This window comes from Pseudomonas sp. Pseusp88, assembly GCF_047303955.1.
Classification (GTDB): domain Bacteria; phylum Pseudomonadota; class Gammaproteobacteria; order Pseudomonadales; family Pseudomonadaceae; genus Aquipseudomonas.
In genome coordinates, this window is the sequence record NZ_JBGLYM010000003.1 from 1 (window position 1) to 21,467 (window position 21,467).

The following is a 21,467-nucleotide window of genomic DNA, read 5'->3' on the forward strand; positions in this document are numbered from 1 at the left end:
AATACCCAAGAGGTGCTCCCGGACAACATCATGCAAGACCCCAGTCCCGAAAAAATGCGCTACTGGGAAAAATTCGAAAAGGAAAAGGCCGAACAGAAAGCGAATGGCACTTACGTAACACGCCCATTTGAACATCTGGAGCTGCATTATCGACACGATCATGAAGTGATTCGTCATGCGCAATTTCCTTTCAAGACTCAATTTTGGTTATTTCTAAAAGGTGGGGGGAAGGTAACAACTATGCTATTTATCCTTGTCTCGATCTTGACCTATTTTTTGACAATGCCCTCAGCAAACTCTCCAAACAAGGAGTTAATATATAAAGAAATGTTAGAGTTTTATTCATGGACATTGGGCACACCATTGTTCTGCTGGGCGATTGGCCACATTGTAGTTGAGTACTTCCCGAGAATTTGGCTGCGCGCCCCAAAAGGCCCTCTTTGGGAACTGAATCGCCGCACGGGCCTGGTTACTATTTTTGACTACAAGGACTTTAAAAAAACCGGAAAAATCGGCGAATTCACCGCGCCCTTTTATGAGTTCGACGCTTATATAATCACCAACCCAGATCGTCAGGGCTTGCCCATGATCGGTCTTTCTCTGGCTCATCGTTATAGCAATAAGGGCATGAACTTCAATGACATGATTGCGCCAGACAACCTCGCACAAAAGCCTTGCGCCCTGTGGGATTTCTTCCAGAACTTCATGGACATTAGCCGCCCATTGCCCGACGTACCGGTACACGAAGCTCATCGCCACCTGGACCCGGTGACTGCCGAGTACGACCGTCAAACCAATCGCGACCCGCGTTACTGGATCGATATGGATAACGATGTCTTCAAAGCCAAGCTCAAGGAAATGCGTGGGCGCACCGATAATATCAATACCTTCAAACGGCCTAACTTTATGTTAAGGCACGTGAAGTATATCGACTGATGACCGATCCAAGCCACGCTTACATTGGGCCGATAACGCGCAATCTATTCGCAAATGAACTCTCACACGATATTGGCTCCCGCCCCCTGCAAGGGTTCGCTGCCCAACTTCGCCGTGTCAGCGGTTACTTCAATCCACACTCAACCCCCACAACACTTCCAGTACATGCCGAGTCGTGCGTTCGATTTCGCCACTGCGATGGGCGACGCCAAGCTCACGCCACAGCGGCGGACTCAACGGGCGCATTACTATGCGGTTGTCCGGCAGGGGTGTCGAGGTTTCGTGGGGCAGCAGGGTCGCGCCGTAACCGGCAGCCACGAGGCTTTTGATTGCGTCGTTATAATTGAGCTGAATCCGCGCCACTGGTTGCGGACCGTTATTGGCGAACCATTCGGCGGTCAGGCGCGACAGGCGCGTGCTGTTGTCGTTGAGGATCAGCGGTTGCATGGCCAGCCAGGCGGGGCTGATCAGGTCCGGGCTGTTCCAGCGCGCGGGCAGGAAGGCCATGACCGGGTCGCGCCGCCACGGCTCGATGCGCAACCCTTTGACCGGTGGCTGCGGCAAGGCCACCAGGCCGATATCCAGGCTGCCGTCCGCCAGCTTTTGCAAGGTTTGCTGCGAGGTCAGCACGGCGACCTGTACGTCTATGTCCGGATGATCCTGTTCCAGCACCTCCAGGGCATGGGGGATCAACTGGGCGATGACCCCGGTGGACGCACCGACCCGCACCCGACCGGCCAGGCCCAATACCTGGCGCTGCACATCTTCCAGCGCCTGCTCGGCATCGGCCAGCAGGCGCCGCGCCCGCTCGACCAGAGTCTGGCCGATGACCGAAGGCTGCACCTTGCCACGGGTACGCGACAGCAGCGTGGCACCAACCCGGGCTTCGAGGTCGGCGACATGCAGACTCACGGTGGGCGGCGCGAGGTTCAAGACCCGCGCCGCTTCGGCGAAGGAACCCAGGTCGGCAATGGCCACCAGGGTACGCAGACGGTCGAGACTGATTTCGCGCATACAAACCTCTAATATTCAGAAAAGGTGAATCTGATCGTTATCAAATTCAACTTTCACTATGTTACGCCCGCGTCGAAGATAAAGGCTGTTGATTTCTGCCTGTGAGCGCATCCCATGACCATTGCATCTGTATTTATCGACGGCGACCAAGGCACCACCGGGTTGCAGATCCACCAACGCCTGCACGAACGCAAGGATCTGCGTCTGGTGACCCTGCCCTCCGGCCAGCGCAAGGATGCCCAACGCCGTGCCGAAGCGATCAATGGCTGTGATATCGCCATTCTGTGCCTGCCGGACGAGGCGGCAAAAGAAGCGGTGGCCAGTATCGAAAACCCTGCCGTGCGGGTGATCGACGCCAGTTCGGCACACCGTACCCAATCTGACTGGACCTACGGTTTTGCCCAGATCAGTGCGCAACAGAAACAGGCGATCATCGAAGCCAAGCGTGTCAGCAATCCCGGCTGCTACCCCACCGGCGCCATCGGCCTGTTGCATCCTTTGCTGCAAGCGGGCCTGCTGCCAGCCGACTATCCAGTCAGCATTCACGCCGTATCGGGTTATTCCGGCAAGGGCCGGGCGGGGGTCGATGAATATGAAGGCCAAGGCGCGGGCCAAGCTCCGGCTTTCCAATTGTACGGACTGGGCCTGGCGCACAAGCACGTGCCGGAGATACAGCAATACAGCGGCCTTAGCGAGCGTCCACTGTTCTCGCCGGCTTATGGCGCGTTTCGCCAGGGCATCGTACTGACCATTCCCCTGCAACTGCGCTTGCTGGCACCGGGCACTGATGCCGCGCAGGTACACGACTGCCTGAGCCAGCACTATGCTGCTGCCGATGGCGTGGAGGTCATATCGTTACAGGATGCCAAGGCCATGGCGGTCCTGGATCCTCAGGCACTCAACGGCACTGATAACCTGCGCCTGATTGTTTTCGAAAACCACGGTCAAGTCTTGCTGGCGGCGGTTTTCGACAATCTGGGTAAAGGGGCTGCCGGAGCAGCGGTGCAGAATCTGGATCTGTTGTTGCAGCGCTGATTACATCGGGACCGGCGCAGCGCTGCTGATCGCCCTGGCCAGTAGCGCCACCACCTCCCCGGCCTGTTGCGCGGACGCTATATTGGTGAAGCCAAGCATCAGGCCCTGGGTATTTTCGCTGCCGGCGTAGCAAACGGACAGTCGCACCGCCGCCAGCCCCAGAAGCCGGGCATGCTCGGCCACTTCCCCGTCGTCATATCCGGCCGGCAAATGCCCGACGATATGCATGCCACCGGCCTGTTGATCGACCTTCAAGCGCTCGCCCAAGTGCTCATGCAGGGCATTGATCAGCAGGGCTCGACGCCGCGCATACAGGCTGCGCATTTTCTTCAGATGCCGGGCGAAATGGCCGTTGCGGATAAAAGTTGCAATCGTTGCCTGAAGCAGCTGCGGGCAATGGTTGTGCATGCGATCGGCCATGACCGCGAAGCGCTCGACCTGAGTCTCCGGCACCACCAGATAGGCCAGACGCAGCCCCGGCGCCAGCACTTTGCTGAAGGTTCCGGCGTACAGCACACGGCCCTGGTTATCGATGCTTTTCAGCGCCGGAAGCGGACGGCCCTGATAGCGGTACTCGCTGTCATAGTCGTCTTCGATGATCCAGCTGCCCTTGCGGTTGGCCCAGTCCAGCAAGGCCTGACGCCGCGGCAATGACAGGGAAACCCCCAGCGGGCTTTGATGGCTGGGGGTTACCACGGCAAACCGCGCGTCATCGGCCAGGCACCTGCCCTCTTCGACATTGAGCCCCTCGGCATCCACCGCCACCGGTACCAGTTGCGCACCGGCCTCCTGTAGAAAGCGCCGGGCGAGGAAATACCCCGGCTCTTCGAACCAGCACTGATCGCCCTCCTTCAGCAGGCTGCGACAGATCAGGTCGAGAATCCCCGGATACCCGGCGCAGATGAATACCTGTCGGGCCGCACAGACAATGCCCCGGGACACCCCCAGATACCCGGCCACCGCCGCGCGCAGCCCGGCGTCACCCCGGGAGTCGGGATAGATCAGGCCATCGACCCCGCTATGGCGCAGCTCGTGACTGGTCAGGCGATTCCATAGTTTGCGTGGAAACTCGTCGAGGGCAGGCAGGCCGATCTGCAAAGGGCCCGGTACGGCGCCGGAGTGCACCAGAGTCGGCGCAATCGTACTTTCGGCTGTCATTGGCGCGGGCCGCGCAATGGGCTGCAACAACGGCGCAACCACCGTACCTGCGGGGCCACGCGCCTGTAGATAGCCCTCGCCGATCAACAACTGGTACGCCGCTTCCACGGTCCCCCGAGCCAGATTCAACTCGGCGGCCAAGGCGCGAACTGAAGGCACTCGCTCGCCCGCGAGCAATTGGCCGTCAGCAATGGACTGGCGAAAACGCAAATAAATCTGTCGATACAGCGGCACCTCGCCTGAACCGTCCATGTCCCAGTCTCTTTTAACTTTTTTGGATCTAGAGCATAGGACATTGCCACGTTAGATTGAACCCACTTCCACAGAGGGGCCTGCAATGCGATCAACCATGGAATTGCGTCTGCTACAGCAACCTGCCGAGTTCGAGGCCAGTTTCGAGCTGATGCGCCAGCTGCGCCCGCACCTTGGCGATGCCGTTACCTATGCCGGACAGCTGATTCGCCAGGTCCAGGCCGGTTACCTGTTACTGGGCGCGTTTCGTGGTGAGCAGGTCATTGGTCTGATCGGCTTTCGCGAGTCGGAGAACTTATTGTACGGACGCTTCGTCTACGTCGACGACCTGATCGTTGACCCGGCGCAACGCCATTCCGGTCTTGGCGGGCGTCTGCTCTCGGCCGCCCGAGATGAAGCGCGCAAACGCGGCTGCGCGCATTTCGTGCTGGATACCGGGCTGCACATGCCCCTGGCGCAACGTTTCTATTTCCATGAAGGCCTGCTCGCCAAGGGCATGCATTTCGTTCAGTCATTGAACCTTGCCCAGGAGAACCGCCATGCGTAATGTCTTGCTGCTCAGCGCCAGCCCGAACCAGGGCAACTCGCCAGGCTTTCGCCTGGCAGCGGAAATGGTCGGCCTGCTGCAACAGCGTTTTTCCGGATTGACCCTGGTTCACCGAGATCTGGCGGCTGCGCCATTGAGTCCGATCACTGAGGATTACGCCGGGGCGATCATCCGCCGTGCACCGATCGAGGATGCGGCTTTTACCCAGTCGGAAGGTCTGATCAGCGAACTGGAGCGCAGTGACCTGGTGTTTATTACCACACCCATCCATAACTTCACCGGCCCCGCCGCGCTCAAGCTCTGGATCGACCATGTGGTGCGTGCCCACCGCACGTTTGAAAACGGACCCGCTGGCAAGCAGGGTCTGTTGGAGGACCGCCCGGTCTACCTGCTGATCAGCTCGGGCGGCGTCCATCGCGGGCCGATGGCGCGTCAGCAGGAGTTCATCACGCCTTACCTGCGGCATGTGCTCAACAGCATTGGTCTGTTCGACCTGCACTTTATCTATCTGCAAGGCATGGTCGGGGGTGAGGAAGCCGTGGCAACAGCGGTGGACTGCGCCCGGGGACAATTGCTGCTGGAGCCGCTGTTCGCCCGCCGACCTCGCGCTGTCGCCATGGGCTGAAGCATGTCGCGGCTGCGACGGCACGCCCCTCACGCCGGTGGTAAGGTGGACCGACTGCTTAAAGCCACCTGTTGAGGGACATCATGCACGGCTTGACCATCGGTATTATCGGCGGCACGGGATGGCTGGGACGCGCCATTGCCACGGCATTGGTGCAGGCGGGTTCGCTCGAACCTCAAGCGCTGATCCTCTCCAGCCGTTCCGGGACTATCAATGAGCCGGGGATATTGGCCGGGGTCGGCATTACCGCCGATAACCAGGAACTGGTTCGACAAAGTGATGTGGTGATCCTCTCGGTACGGCCCGAAGACCTCGCCGCCGTGCATATCGATATGCAGGATCGGCTGCTGATTTCCCTCGTCGCTGGCGTGTGCATGAGCGATCTGCAAGCCCATATCGGCAGCCGGCGGGTGATTCGCGCCATGCCCAATGCCGCCCTGGAAATTCGTCAGTCCTACACACCGTGGCTGGGCAGCCCCCAGGTCGAAGCCGCTGATAAAGCCCTGGTTCAGCAGATCTTCGAAACCTGTGGCCAGGCCGATGAAGTGCACAGCGAGCGGGAGCTGGACTACCTCACCGGCCTGACCGGGACCGGCCCCTCCTACCCCGCACTTCTGGCCAAAACCATGTACAACTGCGCCATTGAGCAAGGCATTGCCGATGATATAGCCCGCCGTGCGGTGACGGCGGTGGTGGTTCAGGCCAGCCAGTTGATCACGCCCGGCAGGGATTTCCAGGCGCTGTTGCAAACGCTGCTGGACTACAAAGGCGTCAGTGCGGCAGGGATCAATGGCATGCTGGCCGCAGGGCTGGAGGCCAGTGTGAAAAATGGGCTGGATGCGGCGATGGCAGTGGCGCAGTCGAGTCTTTGGGAGGGGCCCGACCAACACAAATGATGAGCGGGTCCCAAAGCGTTTCGCTAAATTCCGATAATGCATCATGCCTGTAGGAGCTGCCGAAGGCTGCGAAGGCGATGTATCCGTTAAAACCCATTCGCAGCCTTCGGCAGCTCCTACAATAATTGCATTTCAAATCAGACTACTGAGGATGCCCGCTCCAACCGCTCCAGAAAATGCTCCCAAACCTCGGGATTGATCAGGTGTGGTGGTCGCTCTCCCCGTAGCATCGCCTGAATCTGCAACGCAGAAGAGCGTGCCACATTACGCCGTCCACCATGGCTGACCCCGGCGGTATGGTAGGTGGCGATCACCTGTTCCAACCCCAGCAACGGCGACTCATGGGGCGGTGGCTCGACTTCCCACACATCCAGCCCGGCACCGGCCAGATGCCCGCGATTCAGGGCGTCGAACAGCGCCGCTTCATCGTGAATACCACCGCGCGCAGTGGACAGGAAAATCGCCCCGCGCTTCATCGCTGCGAACTGTTCGGCGCCCATGAGGTGGCGGGTCGAGGCGTTCAGCGGGCAATGCAGGGAGACGAAATCTGCGGTCCCCAGCAATTGCTCGAGGGATGCTGGTTCCGCGCCACGATTACGAACGGTCTCGGCATCCAGATACGGATCGTAGGCCAACACGCGCATGCCAAAGCCGTTGGCTACCCGCGCCGTGCGCTCGCCGATCACTCCCAGGCCGATAATCCCGAGGGTGCTGCCGTGGATCTCCTCGCCCATCAGGTCTTCACGGGCAAAGCCGCGATCCGTACGTAGCCGGCGGTTGGACTCGATCAGGCGTTTGCTCAGTGCCAACAGCAGGCCAAAGGTATGCTCGGCCACCGAGTTGGCGTTGGCCCCGGCCTGATTGACCACGGCGATACCGGCTCGGGTGCAGGCTTCGACGTCCACCGTGTCATAGCCCGCCCCGCCTGATGATACGCAGAGCAACTGCGGACATTGCTCGATCAGTGCCTGGTTGGCGAACCACTGGCTGGGCAGTTCATCCTTCGCGGCGGTAATGTGGTAGGCCGTAGTCCGGCGCAATCCGACCCATACCCCGGCTTCATCGGCCCTGACCAGACGCTGCAGGGCAAGGCCCGGCGTGGCCTCGATCAGTTCGTCGAAGATCGGGTTGATCCACAGGTCCAGACGACTGATCACGGCATTATTCAAAAACGTAGACATAAGGTGTCCTTGATATTCAAGCGTTGCTGGCGACGTGGGGGCCGTTCGGCACAAGGGGTTCCTGGGTCACGGCGCTGGCCTTGGGCCGGGGCTCGATCATGGTCAGCAACACGACAAAGGTCAGCAGCGAACAGACGCCGAGAAAGGTGAAGACCATGTTCCAGTCGTAGGCATCGAGCAGCACACCCACCACAAAAGGCGCGAAGGCACCGCCCAGAGAGCCGCCGGTGTTGATGATGGACGCAGCGAACGGCACCTTGTCCTTGGTCGCCAGGCCCATGGGGTAGACGAGAAAGGTCGAGTAACCGATGTTGAGCAGGATCCCCGCCACGAGGAACACTCCGGCCAGCAGGATCGGATCATCCGGCGAGTTGAGCAGGACGAACATCGTCACGACCGTGGCCAAAGAGGTAATCAGCATCACCGGCTTGCGGCGCTTGTCGAAGACTTTGTCCGATAACCAGCCGCCGAGCAGGTTGCCGACGATTGCGCCGACCCATGGAGCTGCCGCGACGGCCCCCATTTTCATCACCGAATAGTGCTTGACCGACACCAGGTAGGTGGGCACCCAGGTCATGATGGCGTAGGTGATCCCGACCATCAGGAAATAACCCAGGGCACAGGCCCAGATATTCCATGAGCGCAGGATACTGGCGTTGTCGTGCAGCAGATCGATGTCGCGGGTGCGAATAAAGCGGTCCAGCCAGCTGCGTTGGGGCGCCATTGCATTCGCTGTCTTGAGCGGCGCGTCGGACTCTTCGATATAACGCGCTTCGGCCGGTGAGCAATACGGGCTTTTCGATGGATCGTCCTTGACCAGCCACCACCACAGCACCGCCACCAGCAGACCCGGAAAGGCGAAGATATAGAACACCTCGCGCCAGCCATACAAGTGCACGATCCAGGCGCACAGCGGCGGCACGAAGGCCGGGGCGAACTTGATCGCGGACATGAAAATCCCGGTGGCCAGGCCCTTCTCCCGTGCCGGAAACCAGCGGTTGATAATCGAGACGATGCCGATATTAATCGGGCCCTCAGCGGCGCCGAGCAAGGCCCGGGCGAACTTGAGTTGCAGGACACTGGTGGTCATGCCGATCAGCAGTGTGGCGATGGACGTCAGCACCAGGGAGGCCGTCAGCAGGTTGCGGATGCCCCAGCGGCTGAATAGATAACCGGCCGGGATCTGTACCACTGCGTAGGTGAGGTAAAACAGGCTGGCCAAGGCACCGATATCGGTGTTGCTCAGGGCGTATTCCTGCTTGATAAAGGGTACTACCACGCCGATATTGGCGCGGTCGGCGCCGGCAATCATGTAGGCGAGGAAGAACAGTCCGGCGACAATCCAGCGAAAGCCGCCTTTCTTGGAAAGGGTCTTGATCATGACGATACCGATATTATTTGATTTGTGTCGGTTGGCGGACGGGATCAGCGCTGATCGCTAATCCAGCAGGCCCTTGGCAGCCAGGGCCTTGTCGATCCAGCTCTGATGCAGTGCACCCGTGGCGATTTCCGCCATCACGCGTTGTTCGTGTTCGGCGTGCAGCCCGGCCTTGTGCAAGACCTCTTCAGCCTGATCCATGGGGAATGCCACCAGGCCGTCTTCGTCGCCGACGACGATATCCCCTGGCGAAACCAGCATCCCGCCGATGCTCACCGGCACATTGACCTCCCCCGGCCCCTCCTTGTAGGGCCCGCAATGCACGACGCTGCGGGCATAGCAGGGAACGTGCTCGAAACTGGCGACGTCACGGATGGCACCGTCCACCACGAAGCCGACGCAACCGCGCTGCAGGGCATAGAGCTTGATCAGTTCGCCAATCACCGCATTGTTGGCATCGCCTTGAGCATCAATCACCAAGACGTGCCCGGGCTGCAGCTGCATCATCGCCTTGTAGATGTACAGATTGTCGCCGGGCCGGGTCTTGACCGTCAGCGCCGTGCCGACCAGTTTGCCGGTGCGGTTATAGCGGGTCAGGCCCCGGGCGCCGATATGGCGGCCAAGGTTATCGCTGATATGCGGAGTGACGACATTATTGAAGGCGCGAATCACCTCATTGTTCAGAGGCGGGACGGCGGGATTGACACGGGATCCTGGGAAGCTCATGGCGGCACCCTTTGTTGTTGGTTGATGCCTGGGATCTTAGGCAGTCGGCGCCAATACTTTTAGCGATATTAACGACTGAAAAACCATCGCTTTTTTTCCATCATTTACGCCCCAAAAACTTAGCGCGCAATCAACAACCGGGTGAAATCACACAGCTCCTGGGCCATCTGCGCAATATCAGCGCTGACCCCCGCCCAACGATCACCCCGGTATTGGCTGATGTAAGGGCTGTCCGGCAACGCCGGTTCGCTGCTCAACTCGCACAAACTGCCCTGCTCCAGCAAATGCGCCAGACAGTCCTTGGGCAGGTAGGCAATGCCAAGGCCGGAGATGGCCAGGCCGACCTGGGCCAGCAGATTGTTCACATTGATGGTCCGCTCGAAGGTCACGCCCTGGGTGGCGAACCAGCGCTGGTAGTGCAGGCCCGCGCCGGAAGAGCCGCCCTGGGTCAGCAGCACCTGGCCGCATAGGGCTTGCAGCGACCAGACCTGCTGGTTATCGAGCAGACGCGGCGAACACATCCAGGTGTTGCGCACGCTGGGCAGCTCAAGGCTGACAAAACGGGTATCGGCATAAACAGCGGGTACCACGATCAGGTCGAGCTGGTCCTGCTCCAGCTGGCGAAACAGCCCGGAGCCCACGTCAACCGAGGGCTCGAGTTCAAGCTTGGGATACACGGCGTTGACTCGCTCGACCAGGGCCGGCAGCCAGGTCATGGCAGTCAGTTCGGTAACACCAAGACGAAAGCGTCCGACCAGGGCCGACTTGTCGCTGACTTCCTGAAGCATCTGGTCGCGTCGGTTTAACAGGTCGGTGGCATGGTCAAGCAGCAAGGCGCCACGAGGAGTAAGACGCGAGTTGCGTCGGACGCGGTCGAAGATCGGCTCGCTGAAGGTTTCTTCCAGCTCGCCGATGCGTTTGGAAATCGCCGACTGCGACATGTTCAGCTTGGCTGCCGCAGCTTCGAAACTGCCCAGGCGGGCGATCCAGTAAAGCGCTTCCAGTTGTTTGAAAGTGACCATCAGCAGGTTTCCAGCAGGACCGATGCATCCAGGCTCGACGGATAAGACACCCCCAACAAGCCCAAATCTCTCTTCAACTCATCGCAGATCAACTTGATGGCATGAGCCACCCCCGGCTGCCCCGCCACCGTCGCCGCGTAGTTGAATGGCCTGCCGATAAAGGCCGCCTTCGCGCCCAGGGCCATGGTTTTCATCACGTCGGTGCCGCGACGGATACCACTGTCGATCATCACCACGGTATCCGGCACCGCGTCGACAATGCGTGGCAGTACCTGCAACGGCGCGACGCTGCCATCGAGCTGGCGGCCGCCATGGTTGGAAACGATGATGCCGTCAATACCGATGTTTCGCGCTTTGATGGCATCCCGTGGATTGAGGATGCCTTTGAGAATCATCGGCCCTTTCCAACGGGCGCGGATGGCGCTCACGTGGTCCCAGTTCAGATGGCCGCGGTCGGAAAAGTCGCGCAGCACGCTCTTGGACATGATCGGCGCGCCGCGAGTGGCGTAGTTGTTTTCAAAGTGCGGCATGCCGTGGTTAAAAATGGTCTTGAGGAAGGTCCCCAACAACCAGCGCGGATGGGTCACACCTTCGTAGGCCAGGCGCACGCTGGGGCGTAGCGGCGTGGAAAAACCGGCACGGACATTGTTCTCGCGATTGGCCGCAACCGGGGTATCCACGGTGACCACCAGCGTCTGCACGCCGGCAGCGGCAACCCGATCAATCAGTGCGTCGATCTGCTTCTGGTCACCCGGCAGATAGGCCTGAAACCAGGTGTAAGGCGCGGCTTCGACTACCTCTTCCAGGCGAATCAAGGAGGAGCCACTCATGATGCATGGCACCCGACTGTCAGCGGCGGCACTGGCGAGAATCAAGTCGCCCCGGTAACTGGTCAGGGCGGAAATACCCATGGGCGCCAGGCCGATGGGCGCCGAGTAGGTCTGGCCGAACAGGGTCGTGGTCATATCGACTTTGGACACATCCACCAACACATTGGGAATGAAGCCGTACTGCGCAAACGCGCTGCGATTGGCCGCGACGGACATGCCGTCCTCCACCGCGCCGGACACATAGGCATACAGCGGGCCGGGCAAACGCTTCTTCGCCACCGCCTCGAAATCATGCAGCGACAGGTACTTTTGCAGCGATTCAGGCATGGGGCGCTCACTGGATTATTGTTGTGGCCGGGCGACCTGTGAGCCTAGAGCCTTGGAAGGCGGGGATAAAGCGAAAAATGGTGTTTTGCTTTCATCGCCCCCGGCATACCCCTATCCTCCGAATAAAAACAGGCGTGAGCAGAGCAATTTATGTGGGAGATTCTATGTTCGCTGTAAAGCCAGAGCAGCCCTTCGCGGATGAATCCACACAGATCCGACGATATTCACGCGCTACAGTGCGAGCGAATTCATTCGCGAAAGCGGGATTGAAGATGATGAAAATCTGTTGAATGTACCAGCCTCTTCGCGACTGAATTCCCCACAGTAGCGCGTGCATATCGTAGGATTTGTGGGAGCGGATTCATCCGCGAAGGGGCCGGTACATCCAACGCGTTGGCGGCGTCCGGAATAAAGCTTTCGCGAATGAATTCGCTCCCACAAAAATGTCGGTGATTCAGTAATCTGCCAGCCCACCTCACGCCATCCGATAAACCTCCTCCCGCCGCTCCTGCAAATACCGTCGCCCCGGTACATCCGCCAACAATTGCGCAGTGTATTCATGGGCCGGGGCCTGGAACACCCGCTCGCAGGCACCCTGCTCTACCACCTTGCCGGCTCGCATGACCACCACCTGCTCGGAAATTTGCCGCACAACCGCCAGGTCGTGGGAGATAAACAGATAGGTCAGGCCCAGTCGCTGCTGTAGCTCAGCCAGTAACGCCAGTATCTGCGCCTGCACTGAGGCATCCAGTGCCGACAAGGGCTCGTCCAGCACAAGCAATTCCGGCTCCAGGGCCAGGGCGCGGGCAATCGCCACCCGCTGTCGCTGCCCTCCCGATAGCTCACCGGGGCGGCGATGCAGCAGGCGTCCAGGCAGTTCTACCTGATCCAGCAGGCTGGCCGCCCGAGCCAGACGAGAAGCACGGTCGCCCACGGCAAAGGCCTGCAGTGGCTCGGTGATGATCTGCTCCAGGGTGAAACGCGGGTCCAGAGATGCGTACGGATTCTGGTAGACGATCTGGATCCGCTGACGCAGCGGTTGCCACTGGCTGCGGCGGTTTAGGCTGATGTCTTGACCATCGAACAAGACTCGCCCGGCATCGAGTCGTTCCAGGCCAACGATCAAGCGAGCCGTAGTGGTCTTACCCGACCCGGACTCGCCGACCAGGCTGGTGGTGGCATGACGGATCACTGAAAACGAAACATCGTCCACTGCTGCATTGCCGGGATTACGCCAACTGGAAAAATCCTTGCGCAGCCGTTCCACCTGCAATAACGGCGTGGCTGCTTTCGCCGAAACATAACTGCGCACTGTGGCCGCCTCATTGAAACCGGGCGCTGCGCCAAGCAATTGCCGGGTGTAGGCATGCTGCGGCTGCTCGAAAATCTGCCGGGCCTCGCCGGTTTCGACGATACGGCCTCGCTGCATGACGATCAGGCGATCGGCCCGATCCAGTGCCACGCCCAGGTCATGGGTGATCAACAGCACTGCCGTGCCACGCTCCCGAGCCAGAGTTTGCAGACGATCGAGAATCTGTCGTTGCACACCGACGTCCAGGGCACTGGTCGGCTCATCAGCGATGATCAGCGCCGGATTGTTGGCCAGAGCCATGGCGATCAACACTCGCTGGCGCATACCTCCGGACAATTGATGGGGAAAGCTGCGAGCGACACGGGGGATATTCTTCAACCCGACCTCTTGCAGCAGCTGCAAGGCACGGGTTTTCGCCAAGGCCCGAGGCACGCCGTGCACAGTCATTGCTTCCCATAACTGGCTGTCGATGCGCTTGACCGGATCCAGGGACAACCCCGGATCCTGGGGCACAAAGCCCAGCACACTGCCGCGCAGGCTGCGCCAGCGCTTGTCGCTGGCCCCCACCAATTCCTCTCCGGCCAACAGAATGCTGCCCGTCTCGATTGAGGCGTTATCCGCCAACAGCCCGATCAATGCGGCCGCCGTGGTCGACTTGCCGGAACCGGACTCCCCCACCACGGCGACAATTTCACCGGGATACACCACAAAGCTGACCTGGTCGACCCCCTCTACCCGGCCTTGAGCAGTGTGGTAACCAATGCGCAGGCCCTGGACATGCAGAACGGCAGTCATCGTTTGACTCCTTGCAGATGTTGAACGGCACGGGCGATCTGGTTGGTAGCCAATACCACCGCGGCGACGACAAGCCCCGGCAGAGTGGTGTACCACCAGGCCGCGACCATGTAGTTGCGGCCTTCGGCGATCAGCAGGCCCCATTCCGGCTGCGGTGGCGGCGCGCCAAAGCCAAGGAAGCTCAACGCCGATACCGATAACACGGCGCTGCCGAACTCCAATGCAGTCAGGGCCAGCACCGGCCCGGCAGCGTGGGCGAGAATGTGTCGGCGAATGATGGTCCATGGCCCCACGCCGCAGGAAATGGCGGCTTCGACGAAGACACTGCCACGCCAGCGCAGCACCTCGCCCCGAACCAGGCGAGCGAAAGTCGCCACCGACGACAGGCCAACCGCCAGGGCGATATTCACCGTGCCAAATCCCAACACCGTAATAATGGCCATGGCCAGGAGCAACGCTGGAATAGCCATGAGCACTTCCACCAGACGCATCAAGATCATGTCAAGCAGACCGCCGAAATAGCCGGAGACCACCCCCAACACGATGCCGATGGCCAGGGCGATCAACACCGCCAATGCCGTGGCTCGCAGCGACAATGACGCGCCATGGACGACCCGGCTGTACAAGTCACGTCCCAGATGATCAGTACCAAACCAATGCAGCGCACCAGGGCTTTGCAACGCTTGGGCCGGTACACCCAATAGTGGATCGTAATGGCTGAACACCCCCGGCCACATCGCCCAAGCCAGCGCCGACAGCAGCACTGCGATACCCAAAGGTAACAGCGGCCGCTGGCGCACTACGCGCACAGTTGTTGCCCACGCGCTGCGTCCTGGAAACGCCGTTTCTAAAACGCTCTCATTCAAGACCCGGGTCATCGCCCTGCCCTCGGGCCGCTGTTGATCATGCGCGGATCCAGCAAGGGATACAGGGAGTCGACCAGCAGATTGACCAGGATGAAAATCGCCGCTGCCAGCACCACCACACCCTGCACAACCGGAATGTCCTGGGTAATCACCGCGCCCTGGGCCAGACGGCCGACACCCTCGCGGGAGAACACCGTCTCAGTCACCACCGAACCGGCCAATAGATTGCCGACGATCACGCCGGTCAGGCTCAGCAACGGAATCGCCGCGTTATGCAGCAGATGCACGAACAGCAACCTGCCCTTGCCCAGGCCCTTGGCCAGCAGCACATCGGCAAACGGCTGCTGGCGCACCGACGCCAGGGAGCGCGCCAGCACCTGGGCGATCACCGCCGCAGTAGGGATCGCCAGGGTCAGTGCAGGCAGGACCAGCGAAGCGAAGCCCTGATTTCCCATCGCCGGAAACCAGTGCCAGTTGAAGGAGAAACCCTGCAACAACAGCAGGCCGATCCAGAACGTCGGCAGCGACACCGACAGCCCGGGCACTCCGAGCAGCAAGTCACGCAACCAATGTCGTCGGGTCAGGCTGGCGGCCAGAGCCAGGCTGATACCGCCCAGCAAGGCGACGGTCAGGGCCAGCAGGGTCAGCGCTGCGGTCGCAGGGAGGGCATGGGCCAAGGCACTGGCAACCGGCTCGCCGCTCTGGATCGAACGACCGAAATCCAGCTGCATTGCCCGCCACAGGGCCAGGCCGTATTGCACCGGCAAGGGTTCGTCGAGGTTATATTCGGCACGCAACGCGGCGATCTGCTGGCGATCCACGGCCGTCGGCTCACCGGTCTGGTTGAGCATGATGCTCACCGGATCACTGGGCAGCGCATAGAGAATCACGAACGACAGGCTGAACGCCGCCCATAGCACCAGCGCCGCCTGTAATCCGCGTTGCACCAGGTAGCCCGGCAGACGACGCAACGGATGCCCGGCCCAACGGGACAGGCTCTGAACAGGAACCAGGATTTCACTCATGACAGACTCCTCATCGCCGCAACCAGGTGTCGAAGAACTGCAAGCGCGATGACGCTTCAAAGTGCAGGCCCTGCACTTGCCGGCCCTGGCCAACCACGGTCACCAGCTCGATCAATGGAATCGCATGGCCGTCCCTGATCATGGTTTCGCTGATGCGGTCCACCAGTTGCTGGCGCACGGCCGTGTCCAGAGTTGCCGCCGAGTCCTGCAGTACTTGATCCAGCTCTGCGCTGTCACGGTTGTTGTAGTTACGTCCGGACACCTGGAACACCGTACGGATCACGTCCGGGTCGGCACGGGTCAGGTTGAAGAAATTCAGACTGATATCGCCATTGGCTTTCAGAGCCGTGACCTGGCTGATCGTGGCCTTGTTCAGTCGCAGTTCGATGCCCACCAGTTTGAGTTGCTGCTGGACCAATTCCAGGATTGGCGTGGTCTGCCAGTAATCCAGGCGCAAGCTCAAGCGTTGACCATTGCGGCTGCGAATGCCATCGGCGTCGGGTTTCCAGCCTGCGGCGTCGAGCAGTTGCCGGGCGCCGTCCGGGTCGTAGGCCAGCAATGGCGACAGATCCCGGTAGAACGGCGTACTGCTGGCCAGCAAAGCCGTAGCCGGCTTCTGATAGCGGGAGATGATGGTGCCGAGTTGCGCGCGGTCTATCGCCTTGTTCAGCGCCTGTCGCAGCGCCAATTCGGTATACAGCGGACTCTTTTCATCCGGTGCCAAGACATACACCACACCGGGGTTGGCCCGGGTCAGCAACGGCAGTTTCCGGGCTTCGAGAGTCTGTTCGTTCTGCGGCACAACCCCGCTATCGACGTCGATCTGCCCCGAAACCAGGCTGCCCAGGCGCACACCGGATTCCGGAATGATCAGGAAATCGATACCGTCCAGCCAGGCCTTGCCGGTATGCCCGGCCAGTGACGAAGCCCAGACATAGTCATCGTTGCGCACCAGCTGCACTTGCTGGTTGTGCACGAAGGATTTGAGCTTGAACGGCCCGCTGCCGATCAACTGGCCCTGGCAACGATCCGCCGCCGACAACGCCAGGGTCGCCGGCGCCAGCAAGCCCAGGCTCATGGTCGAGGTGGCTTGCAGGAATTGCGCGTTGGGTTGGTTGAATTCAATGATCACCGTGCGGCTGTCCACGGCTTCAACGCCCTTCAGGCCATCCAGGTAAGTCGAGGCCAGTGAGGCACGAGCGCCCAATACCAGAATCTGTTCGATATTGGCTTTGACGGCGGCGGCATCCACAGGCGTGCCGTCGCTGAAACGCACACCATCGCGCAGATGAAAGGTGAAACGCCTGGACTGGGCATCCATCTCCCAGGACGTGGCCAGCCAGGGCACGATGGCACCGGTTTGCGGATCCTGGTCGGTCAAGGAGTCGACAACCTGACGTCCGACATTCAGCGCCGTGTTATTACCCGCTTGTTGCGGATCGATGCAGTTGGGATCGCCATCGAGGGCAACCTTGAGGGTGCCGCCGGCAACCGGCTTGGTTGCCGAGGCGACGACGGATGGATCGGGGTGGTCGCCGCAGGCGCTGAGCAGCGCCGCAAGGATGGGCAAAAGCAACGCAGTTTTTGATTTCATAAGGTAGAGCGCTATCCATATGTCGATAAATCCCTGTGGGAGCGAATTTATTCGCGAAGGCGTCAGTTCAGATACATCACCGTGACTGACACACTGCTTTCGAGAATAAATTCGCTCCCACAAAGCATCTTTTGAACTCAAACGGCTGCCGCGTGCCGATTGGGGATATAAGGCAACCCCAGATTCTCGCGCAGGGTGTCGCCTTGGTACTCATGACGAAACAGCCCACGGCGTTGCAGCTCCGGCACTACGCCGTCGGCAAAATCACTGATGCCTTGGTGCAGCCCGGAGAACATCACGTTGAATCCATCAGCGGCGCCCTGTTCGAACCACTCCTGGAAATCGTCGGCGATGCTTTGCGGCGTGCCGATCAGGATGCGATGGCCACCGGCAGTGAGCTTGTTGAATAGCTGGCGAACCGTCGGCCGCTCGCGGCGGATCAGGTCGAACACCAGTTTCTGCCGGCTTTTGTGGGTATTGGTATCGAAGGTCTCCGGCGGCAGTGGCACCACTTCGTCGAACGGCAGCTCCGACAGGTCGAAGCCCAGGCTGGTAAAGCGCGAGATGGTGCGCAGGAAGGTGCTCGGGTCGAGCAACTCCTGCTGGCGGTCGTATTTGTCCTGGGCTTCGGCCAGGGTTCGACCAACCACCGGCGAAACACCGGGCAAGATCTTCACATGCTCGGGATTACGTCCCAGGGCTGCGGCCTGTTGTTTGATCTCGGAATAGAACTGCCGCCCCTGCTCCACCGTATGCTGGGCGGTGAAAATCAGTTCTCCGGCCCTCGCCGCCAACGCCCGACCGGCATCCGACGACCCGGCCTGGGCCACCACCGGATAGCCCTGCACCGGCCGCGCCGCATTCAGCGGTCCTTTGACCTGGAAGTGTTTGCCGTGGTAGTTGAGGACGTGCATTTTTCCGGTATCCAGCCACAGGCCGGACGCCTTGTTCTGCACGAAGGCATCGTCCTGCCAACTGTCCCACAGGCCGGTGACCACATCATAGAACTCCTCGGCACGTTCGTAGCGATTGGCGTGCAGGACATGGGCATCGAGGTTGAAATTCTCACCGCCGCCCAAGGAAGTCACCAGGTTCCAGCCCGCGCGGCCGCCGCTCAGGTGGTCGATATTGGCGAACTTGCGCGCAATGTTGTATGGCTCGTTATAGGTGGTGCTGGCGGTGGCGATCAGGCCGATATTCCTGGTGACCAGGGCCAGCGCGGGCAGCAATACCAACGGGTCCCATCGCACGCTGTTGGGACCGCGGGCCAGGGCTTCCAGGTCCAGCTCGATATTCACCGTATCGTTGAAAAACAGCGCATGAAAACGCGCCGCCTCCAGGGTCTCGGCGATCCACTTGTAATGGCCGAAGTCGACGAATGAGTCGACCGTTGCCGACGGATGCCGCCAGTTGGAGCCCATGATCCCGGCGCTGGGAATGAATGCGCCAAGCAGGATTTGTCGGTGTGTCTTGCTCATGACTGCATCCTTTTAGAAGTTGTACGTCAGGCGCGTGTACCAGAAGCCGCCATAGGGGTCGAACGGTGAGATGCTGCCGAATTTCGGGAAGCCGTTGACGTCGCCAGCCGGGTAGCCGTTGTTGTCGGCATGTACGTTGAACAGGTTATTGGCGCCTACGGCCACACCGAGGGCATCGGTCACCGCATAGGCGACTTCCAGATCGGTGATCCATTTGGCGCCGTAGGTCACGTCATAGGCCGGGTTGGCATCACGGGCGGTGACCTTGTCATAGCGGTTGACCGAAGCGTTGATATCGAACTTGTCGATCTTCCAGTTGCTGCTGAGGATCAGCTTGGTCTTGGGGTTGGCCACGGTCAGGTAGCCCTGGGCCACGCGGTCGAACAGCACCAGGTTGCTGCCCACGGCAGTCAGCGCGGCCGGGGTGGCCTTGATGCTGTCGAGCTCGGTCTTGTTGTAGTTGAACGCCACGCCATACTTGACGCTGCCGTAGCGGCCGTAGTCCACCTTGTAGTCAGTGACCAGGTCGATACCACGGGTCGTGGTATCAGCAGCATTGGTGAAGTACTTGAGCTGGTAGCCCGGGCGGAAGCCCTGCTGTTGCAGGATCTGATTGACTCCGGCACCGGACAGGAAGCCGGTCAGGCCGATGCGATCCCTGATCTCGATCTGATAGGCGTCGAGTGTCACGTTGGCCTGTGGCAGTGGCTTGTAGGTGAAGCCGACGCTGATATTGCGCGACTTTTCGGGCTTGAGGGCTTCGGCCCCGAGGGCCTTTGCCAGAGTCGAATCGACCCGCACGGTCTTGGCTTCGACGAACTGGGCGACGCCGTTGACCAGGGTGTACTGGTTGGAGGTATGGGCGTAAGTCGACTGTGACAACGACGGCGCTCGGAAGCCATTGCTGATGGTGCCGCGAATCGCAAAGTCCGGCGTGAAGTCATAGCGTGCCGAGAATTTACCGCTGCGGGTGTCGCCGGAGTCGTCATCGTATTTTTCAAAGCGCCCGGCCAGGCCCAGCCAGAGTTTTTCCGTGGGGTTGAAGCCCACGTCCGCATAGCTGGCATAGCTGTTGCGACTGTTCTGCCCGGCATCGTCCGGAGTCAGGGTAATCGCGCCCTGGGCCCCTACTGCCGCCGGTTGCCCACGCAATGGGCCACTGGGGTAGATATAGCCGCCATTGATATAGGACAGGTAGTCATTGGACTCGGTCTTGTAGCGCTCATGACGCAGTTCACCGCCCCAGGACACTTGCATCGGTTTACTCAGGCCGACATCGAATGCCCGAGTGAAGTCGAGGTTGTTGGTCCATTGATCGAAGGTATTGGTGTAGGTATCGAAATGGGTCGGGCTGGTTGGCCCAAGGGAAGCGTTAAGGGTTTCATCGGCCCCGGCCTGGCCCTTGTCGCGGCCGAAGGTCGAGCTGAGGTCCCAGTTCCAACCTGCCAGCAGGCCTTTGGCGCCGGCCGCGACCTGATAATCCACTTCTTCAAGGGTGTAGAACGGCGCGGTGCCGTCCGGGTAGATCTGCGGGATGATATTGGTCGAGTTAGGCCGGCGATAATTCTGCCCGCCGCGGGCATCGCGCTTGCTCAGGGTCGAGAACGAATAGAAGGTCACGTCATCGTTGATCGGCGCCTCGGCGTTATAACCGACATTGATTGCCTTGATCTTGGGCAGGCCGTTCTTCTGAACCTGTTTGTCCGCAGTGGCTTCCCGTGGGTCCGGCGAGCCATCGGCCTGGGGATAATAGAACGAACCGGTGGCATCCCGGGCGCGCACAGCGGTCTGTTGCGACTTGGCATCCAGTGACAGGTTGAAGAAGCCGTCGTTGGGCAAGGCAAAGCCGTTGTTCAGGGTCTGGCGTATGGTGCCGCCATCGCCGTCCCGGTAGTACTCGCCATATTGGGTACTGGCCGAGCCGCCGTGGTCGTTCTGCTTGAGGATGATATTGATCACCCCGGCGATGGCGTCCGAGCCGTACTGCGCCGAGGCGCCGTCACGTAGCACTTCGATATGGTCAATGGCACTGATGGGGATCATGTCCAGATCCACCGGGTTGGTGCCGTAGGCTGCCGTCGAATCGAGGTTGATTACCGCGCTGTTATGGCGACGCTTGCCGTTGACCAGTACCAGCACGTTGGAACCGTTGAGACCACGCAAGCTGTAAGGCCGGGCGATGCTGTCGTTGGAGGTGCCGGATGGGCGCTGGCTGAACGACGGCAGGACTTTCTCCAGCGCGCCGCGCAAGCTGCCTGACCCGGTTTTCTCCAACTGCTGGGCATTGATCACATCAATGGGGGCCGGGCTGCTGGTCACGGTGCGCGCTTCGCTGCCACGGGAGCCGGTCACAATCACGGTGTCCAGGGTTTCACTGGATTCGGCGGCGTACGCGGGCAATAGCGCATAGCCGGCAAAAATCATTGGCGCCAGGGGTAAAGAGACGCGGTAAGAGAGCGATTTCATCAAG

18 protein-coding genes are annotated in these 21,467 nt (G+C 60.3%); 5 read left to right on the plus strand and 13 right to left on the minus strand.

Features of this window, described 5'->3' with window-relative positions:
• On the plus strand, window positions 1–936 hold a 936-nt coding region (locus tag ACCD02_RS04620; RefSeq protein WP_413298868.1), incomplete at its 5' end, for a hypothetical protein.
• A 129-nt stretch (window positions 937–1,065) separates the two neighbouring features.
• Here ACCD02_RS04620 and ACCD02_RS04625 read toward each other — a convergent pair.
• Window positions 1,066–1,950: a LysR family transcriptional regulator gene (locus tag ACCD02_RS04625; protein WP_413298871.1), complete on the minus strand. Its 885-nt coding sequence runs from the start codon at window positions 1,948–1,950 to the stop codon at window positions 1,066–1,068.
• 114 nt (window positions 1,951–2,064) lie between these two features.
• Here ACCD02_RS04625 and argC point away from each other — a divergent pair, with 114 nt between their 5' ends.
• Window positions 2,065–2,985: an N-acetyl-gamma-glutamyl-phosphate reductase gene (argC, locus tag ACCD02_RS04630; RefSeq protein ID WP_413298873.1), complete on the plus strand. Its 921-nt coding sequence runs from the start codon at window positions 2,065–2,067 to the stop codon at window positions 2,983–2,985.
• Here the strand turns inward: argC and ACCD02_RS04635 are convergent, their stop codons facing one another.
• Window positions 2,986–4,395: a PLP-dependent aminotransferase family protein gene (locus tag ACCD02_RS04635; protein ID WP_413298875.1), complete on the minus strand. Its 1,410-nt coding sequence runs from the start codon at window positions 4,393–4,395 to the stop codon at window positions 2,986–2,988. It abuts the gene before it with no gap.
• Between the two features lie 97 nt (window positions 4,396–4,492).
• On the opposite strand from ACCD02_RS04635, the gene ACCD02_RS04640 reads away from it, so the two are divergent.
• The 3 genes from ACCD02_RS04640 to ACCD02_RS04650 all read left to right on the plus strand — a co-directional run bounded on the left by ACCD02_RS04640 (window position 4,493) and on the right by ACCD02_RS04650 (window position 6,463).
• Window positions 4,493–4,942: a GNAT family N-acetyltransferase gene (locus ACCD02_RS04640; RefSeq protein ID WP_413298877.1), complete on the plus strand. Its 450-nt coding sequence runs from the start codon at window positions 4,493–4,495 to the stop codon at window positions 4,940–4,942.
• Window positions 4,935–5,567, plus strand: coding sequence for an FMN-dependent NADH-azoreductase (locus tag ACCD02_RS04645; protein ID WP_413298879.1), 633 nt, complete (start codon window positions 4,935–4,937; stop codon window positions 5,565–5,567). Before ACCD02_RS04640 ends, ACCD02_RS04645 begins: the two co-directional genes overlap by 8 nt.
• An 83-nt stretch (window positions 5,568–5,650) precedes the next feature.
• Window positions 5,651–6,463: a pyrroline-5-carboxylate reductase family protein gene (locus ACCD02_RS04650; RefSeq protein WP_413298881.1), complete on the plus strand. Its 813-nt coding sequence runs from the start codon at window positions 5,651–5,653 to the stop codon at window positions 6,461–6,463.
• A gap of 137 nt (window positions 6,464–6,600) precedes the next feature.
• Here ACCD02_RS04650 and ACCD02_RS04655 read toward each other — a convergent pair whose 3' ends face one another.
• The 11 genes from ACCD02_RS04655 to ACCD02_RS04705 form a co-directional block, all read right to left on the minus strand.
• Window positions 6,601–7,644: a hydroxyacid dehydrogenase gene (locus tag ACCD02_RS04655; protein WP_413298883.1), complete on the minus strand. Its 1,044-nt coding sequence runs from the start codon at window positions 7,642–7,644 to the stop codon at window positions 6,601–6,603.
• A gap of 16 nt (window positions 7,645–7,660) precedes the next feature.
• The gene (locus tag ACCD02_RS04660) at window positions 7,661–9,025 is read right to left on the minus strand and encodes an MFS transporter (RefSeq protein WP_413298885.1); all 1,365 of its coding nucleotides are present in this window, start codon (window positions 9,023–9,025) and stop codon (window positions 7,661–7,663) included.
• 57 nt (window positions 9,026–9,082) lie between these two features.
• Window positions 9,083–9,748: an RraA family protein gene (locus tag ACCD02_RS04665; protein ID WP_413298887.1), complete on the minus strand. Its 666-nt coding sequence runs from the start codon at window positions 9,746–9,748 to the stop codon at window positions 9,083–9,085.
• A 119-nt stretch (window positions 9,749–9,867) separates the two neighbouring features.
• A complete protein-coding gene (locus ACCD02_RS04670) occupies window positions 9,868–10,770 on the minus strand; it encodes a LysR family transcriptional regulator (protein WP_413298889.1) in 903 nt (300 codons plus the stop codon).
• Window positions 10,770–11,927: an alpha-hydroxy acid oxidase gene (locus ACCD02_RS04675; protein ID WP_413298891.1), complete on the minus strand. Its 1,158-nt coding sequence runs from the start codon at window positions 11,925–11,927 to the stop codon at window positions 10,770–10,772. The genes ACCD02_RS04670 and ACCD02_RS04675 overlap by 1 nt, the downstream gene beginning before the upstream one ends.
• Before the next feature lie 475 nt (window positions 11,928–12,402).
• Window positions 12,403–14,034, minus strand: coding sequence for a dipeptide ABC transporter ATP-binding protein (locus ACCD02_RS04680; RefSeq protein WP_413298893.1), 1,632 nt, complete (start codon window positions 14,032–14,034; stop codon window positions 12,403–12,405).
• On the minus strand, window positions 14,031–14,843 hold the full coding sequence (locus ACCD02_RS04685) for an ABC transporter permease (RefSeq protein ID WP_413298895.1): 813 nt from the start codon (window positions 14,841–14,843) through the stop codon (window positions 14,031–14,033). Before ACCD02_RS04685 ends, ACCD02_RS04680 begins: the two co-directional genes overlap by 4 nt.
• Before the next feature lie 65 nt (window positions 14,844–14,908).
• Window positions 14,909–15,925 (minus strand): ABC transporter permease, encoded by a 1,017-nt coding sequence (locus ACCD02_RS04690; RefSeq protein WP_413298897.1) that lies wholly within the window; start codon window positions 15,923–15,925, stop codon window positions 14,909–14,911.
• Between the two features lie 10 nt (window positions 15,926–15,935).
• Window positions 15,936–17,519, minus strand: a complete 1,584-nt coding sequence (locus ACCD02_RS04695; protein WP_413298899.1) for an ABC transporter substrate-binding protein — start codon at window positions 17,517–17,519, stop codon at window positions 15,936–15,938.
• A gap of 137 nt (window positions 17,520–17,656) precedes the next feature.
• Window positions 17,657–18,997, minus strand: a complete 1,341-nt coding sequence (locus tag ACCD02_RS04700) for an LLM class flavin-dependent oxidoreductase (RefSeq protein WP_413298901.1) — start codon at window positions 18,995–18,997, stop codon at window positions 17,657–17,659.
• Between the two features lie 12 nt (window positions 18,998–19,009).
• Window positions 19,010–21,463 carry a TonB-dependent receptor plug domain-containing protein gene (locus ACCD02_RS04705; RefSeq protein ID WP_413298903.1) on the minus strand — a complete coding sequence of 818 codons (2,454 nt, stop codon included), beginning with the start codon at window positions 21,461–21,463 and terminating at the stop codon, window positions 19,010–19,012.
• Window positions 21,464–21,467 lie beyond the last annotated feature (4 nt).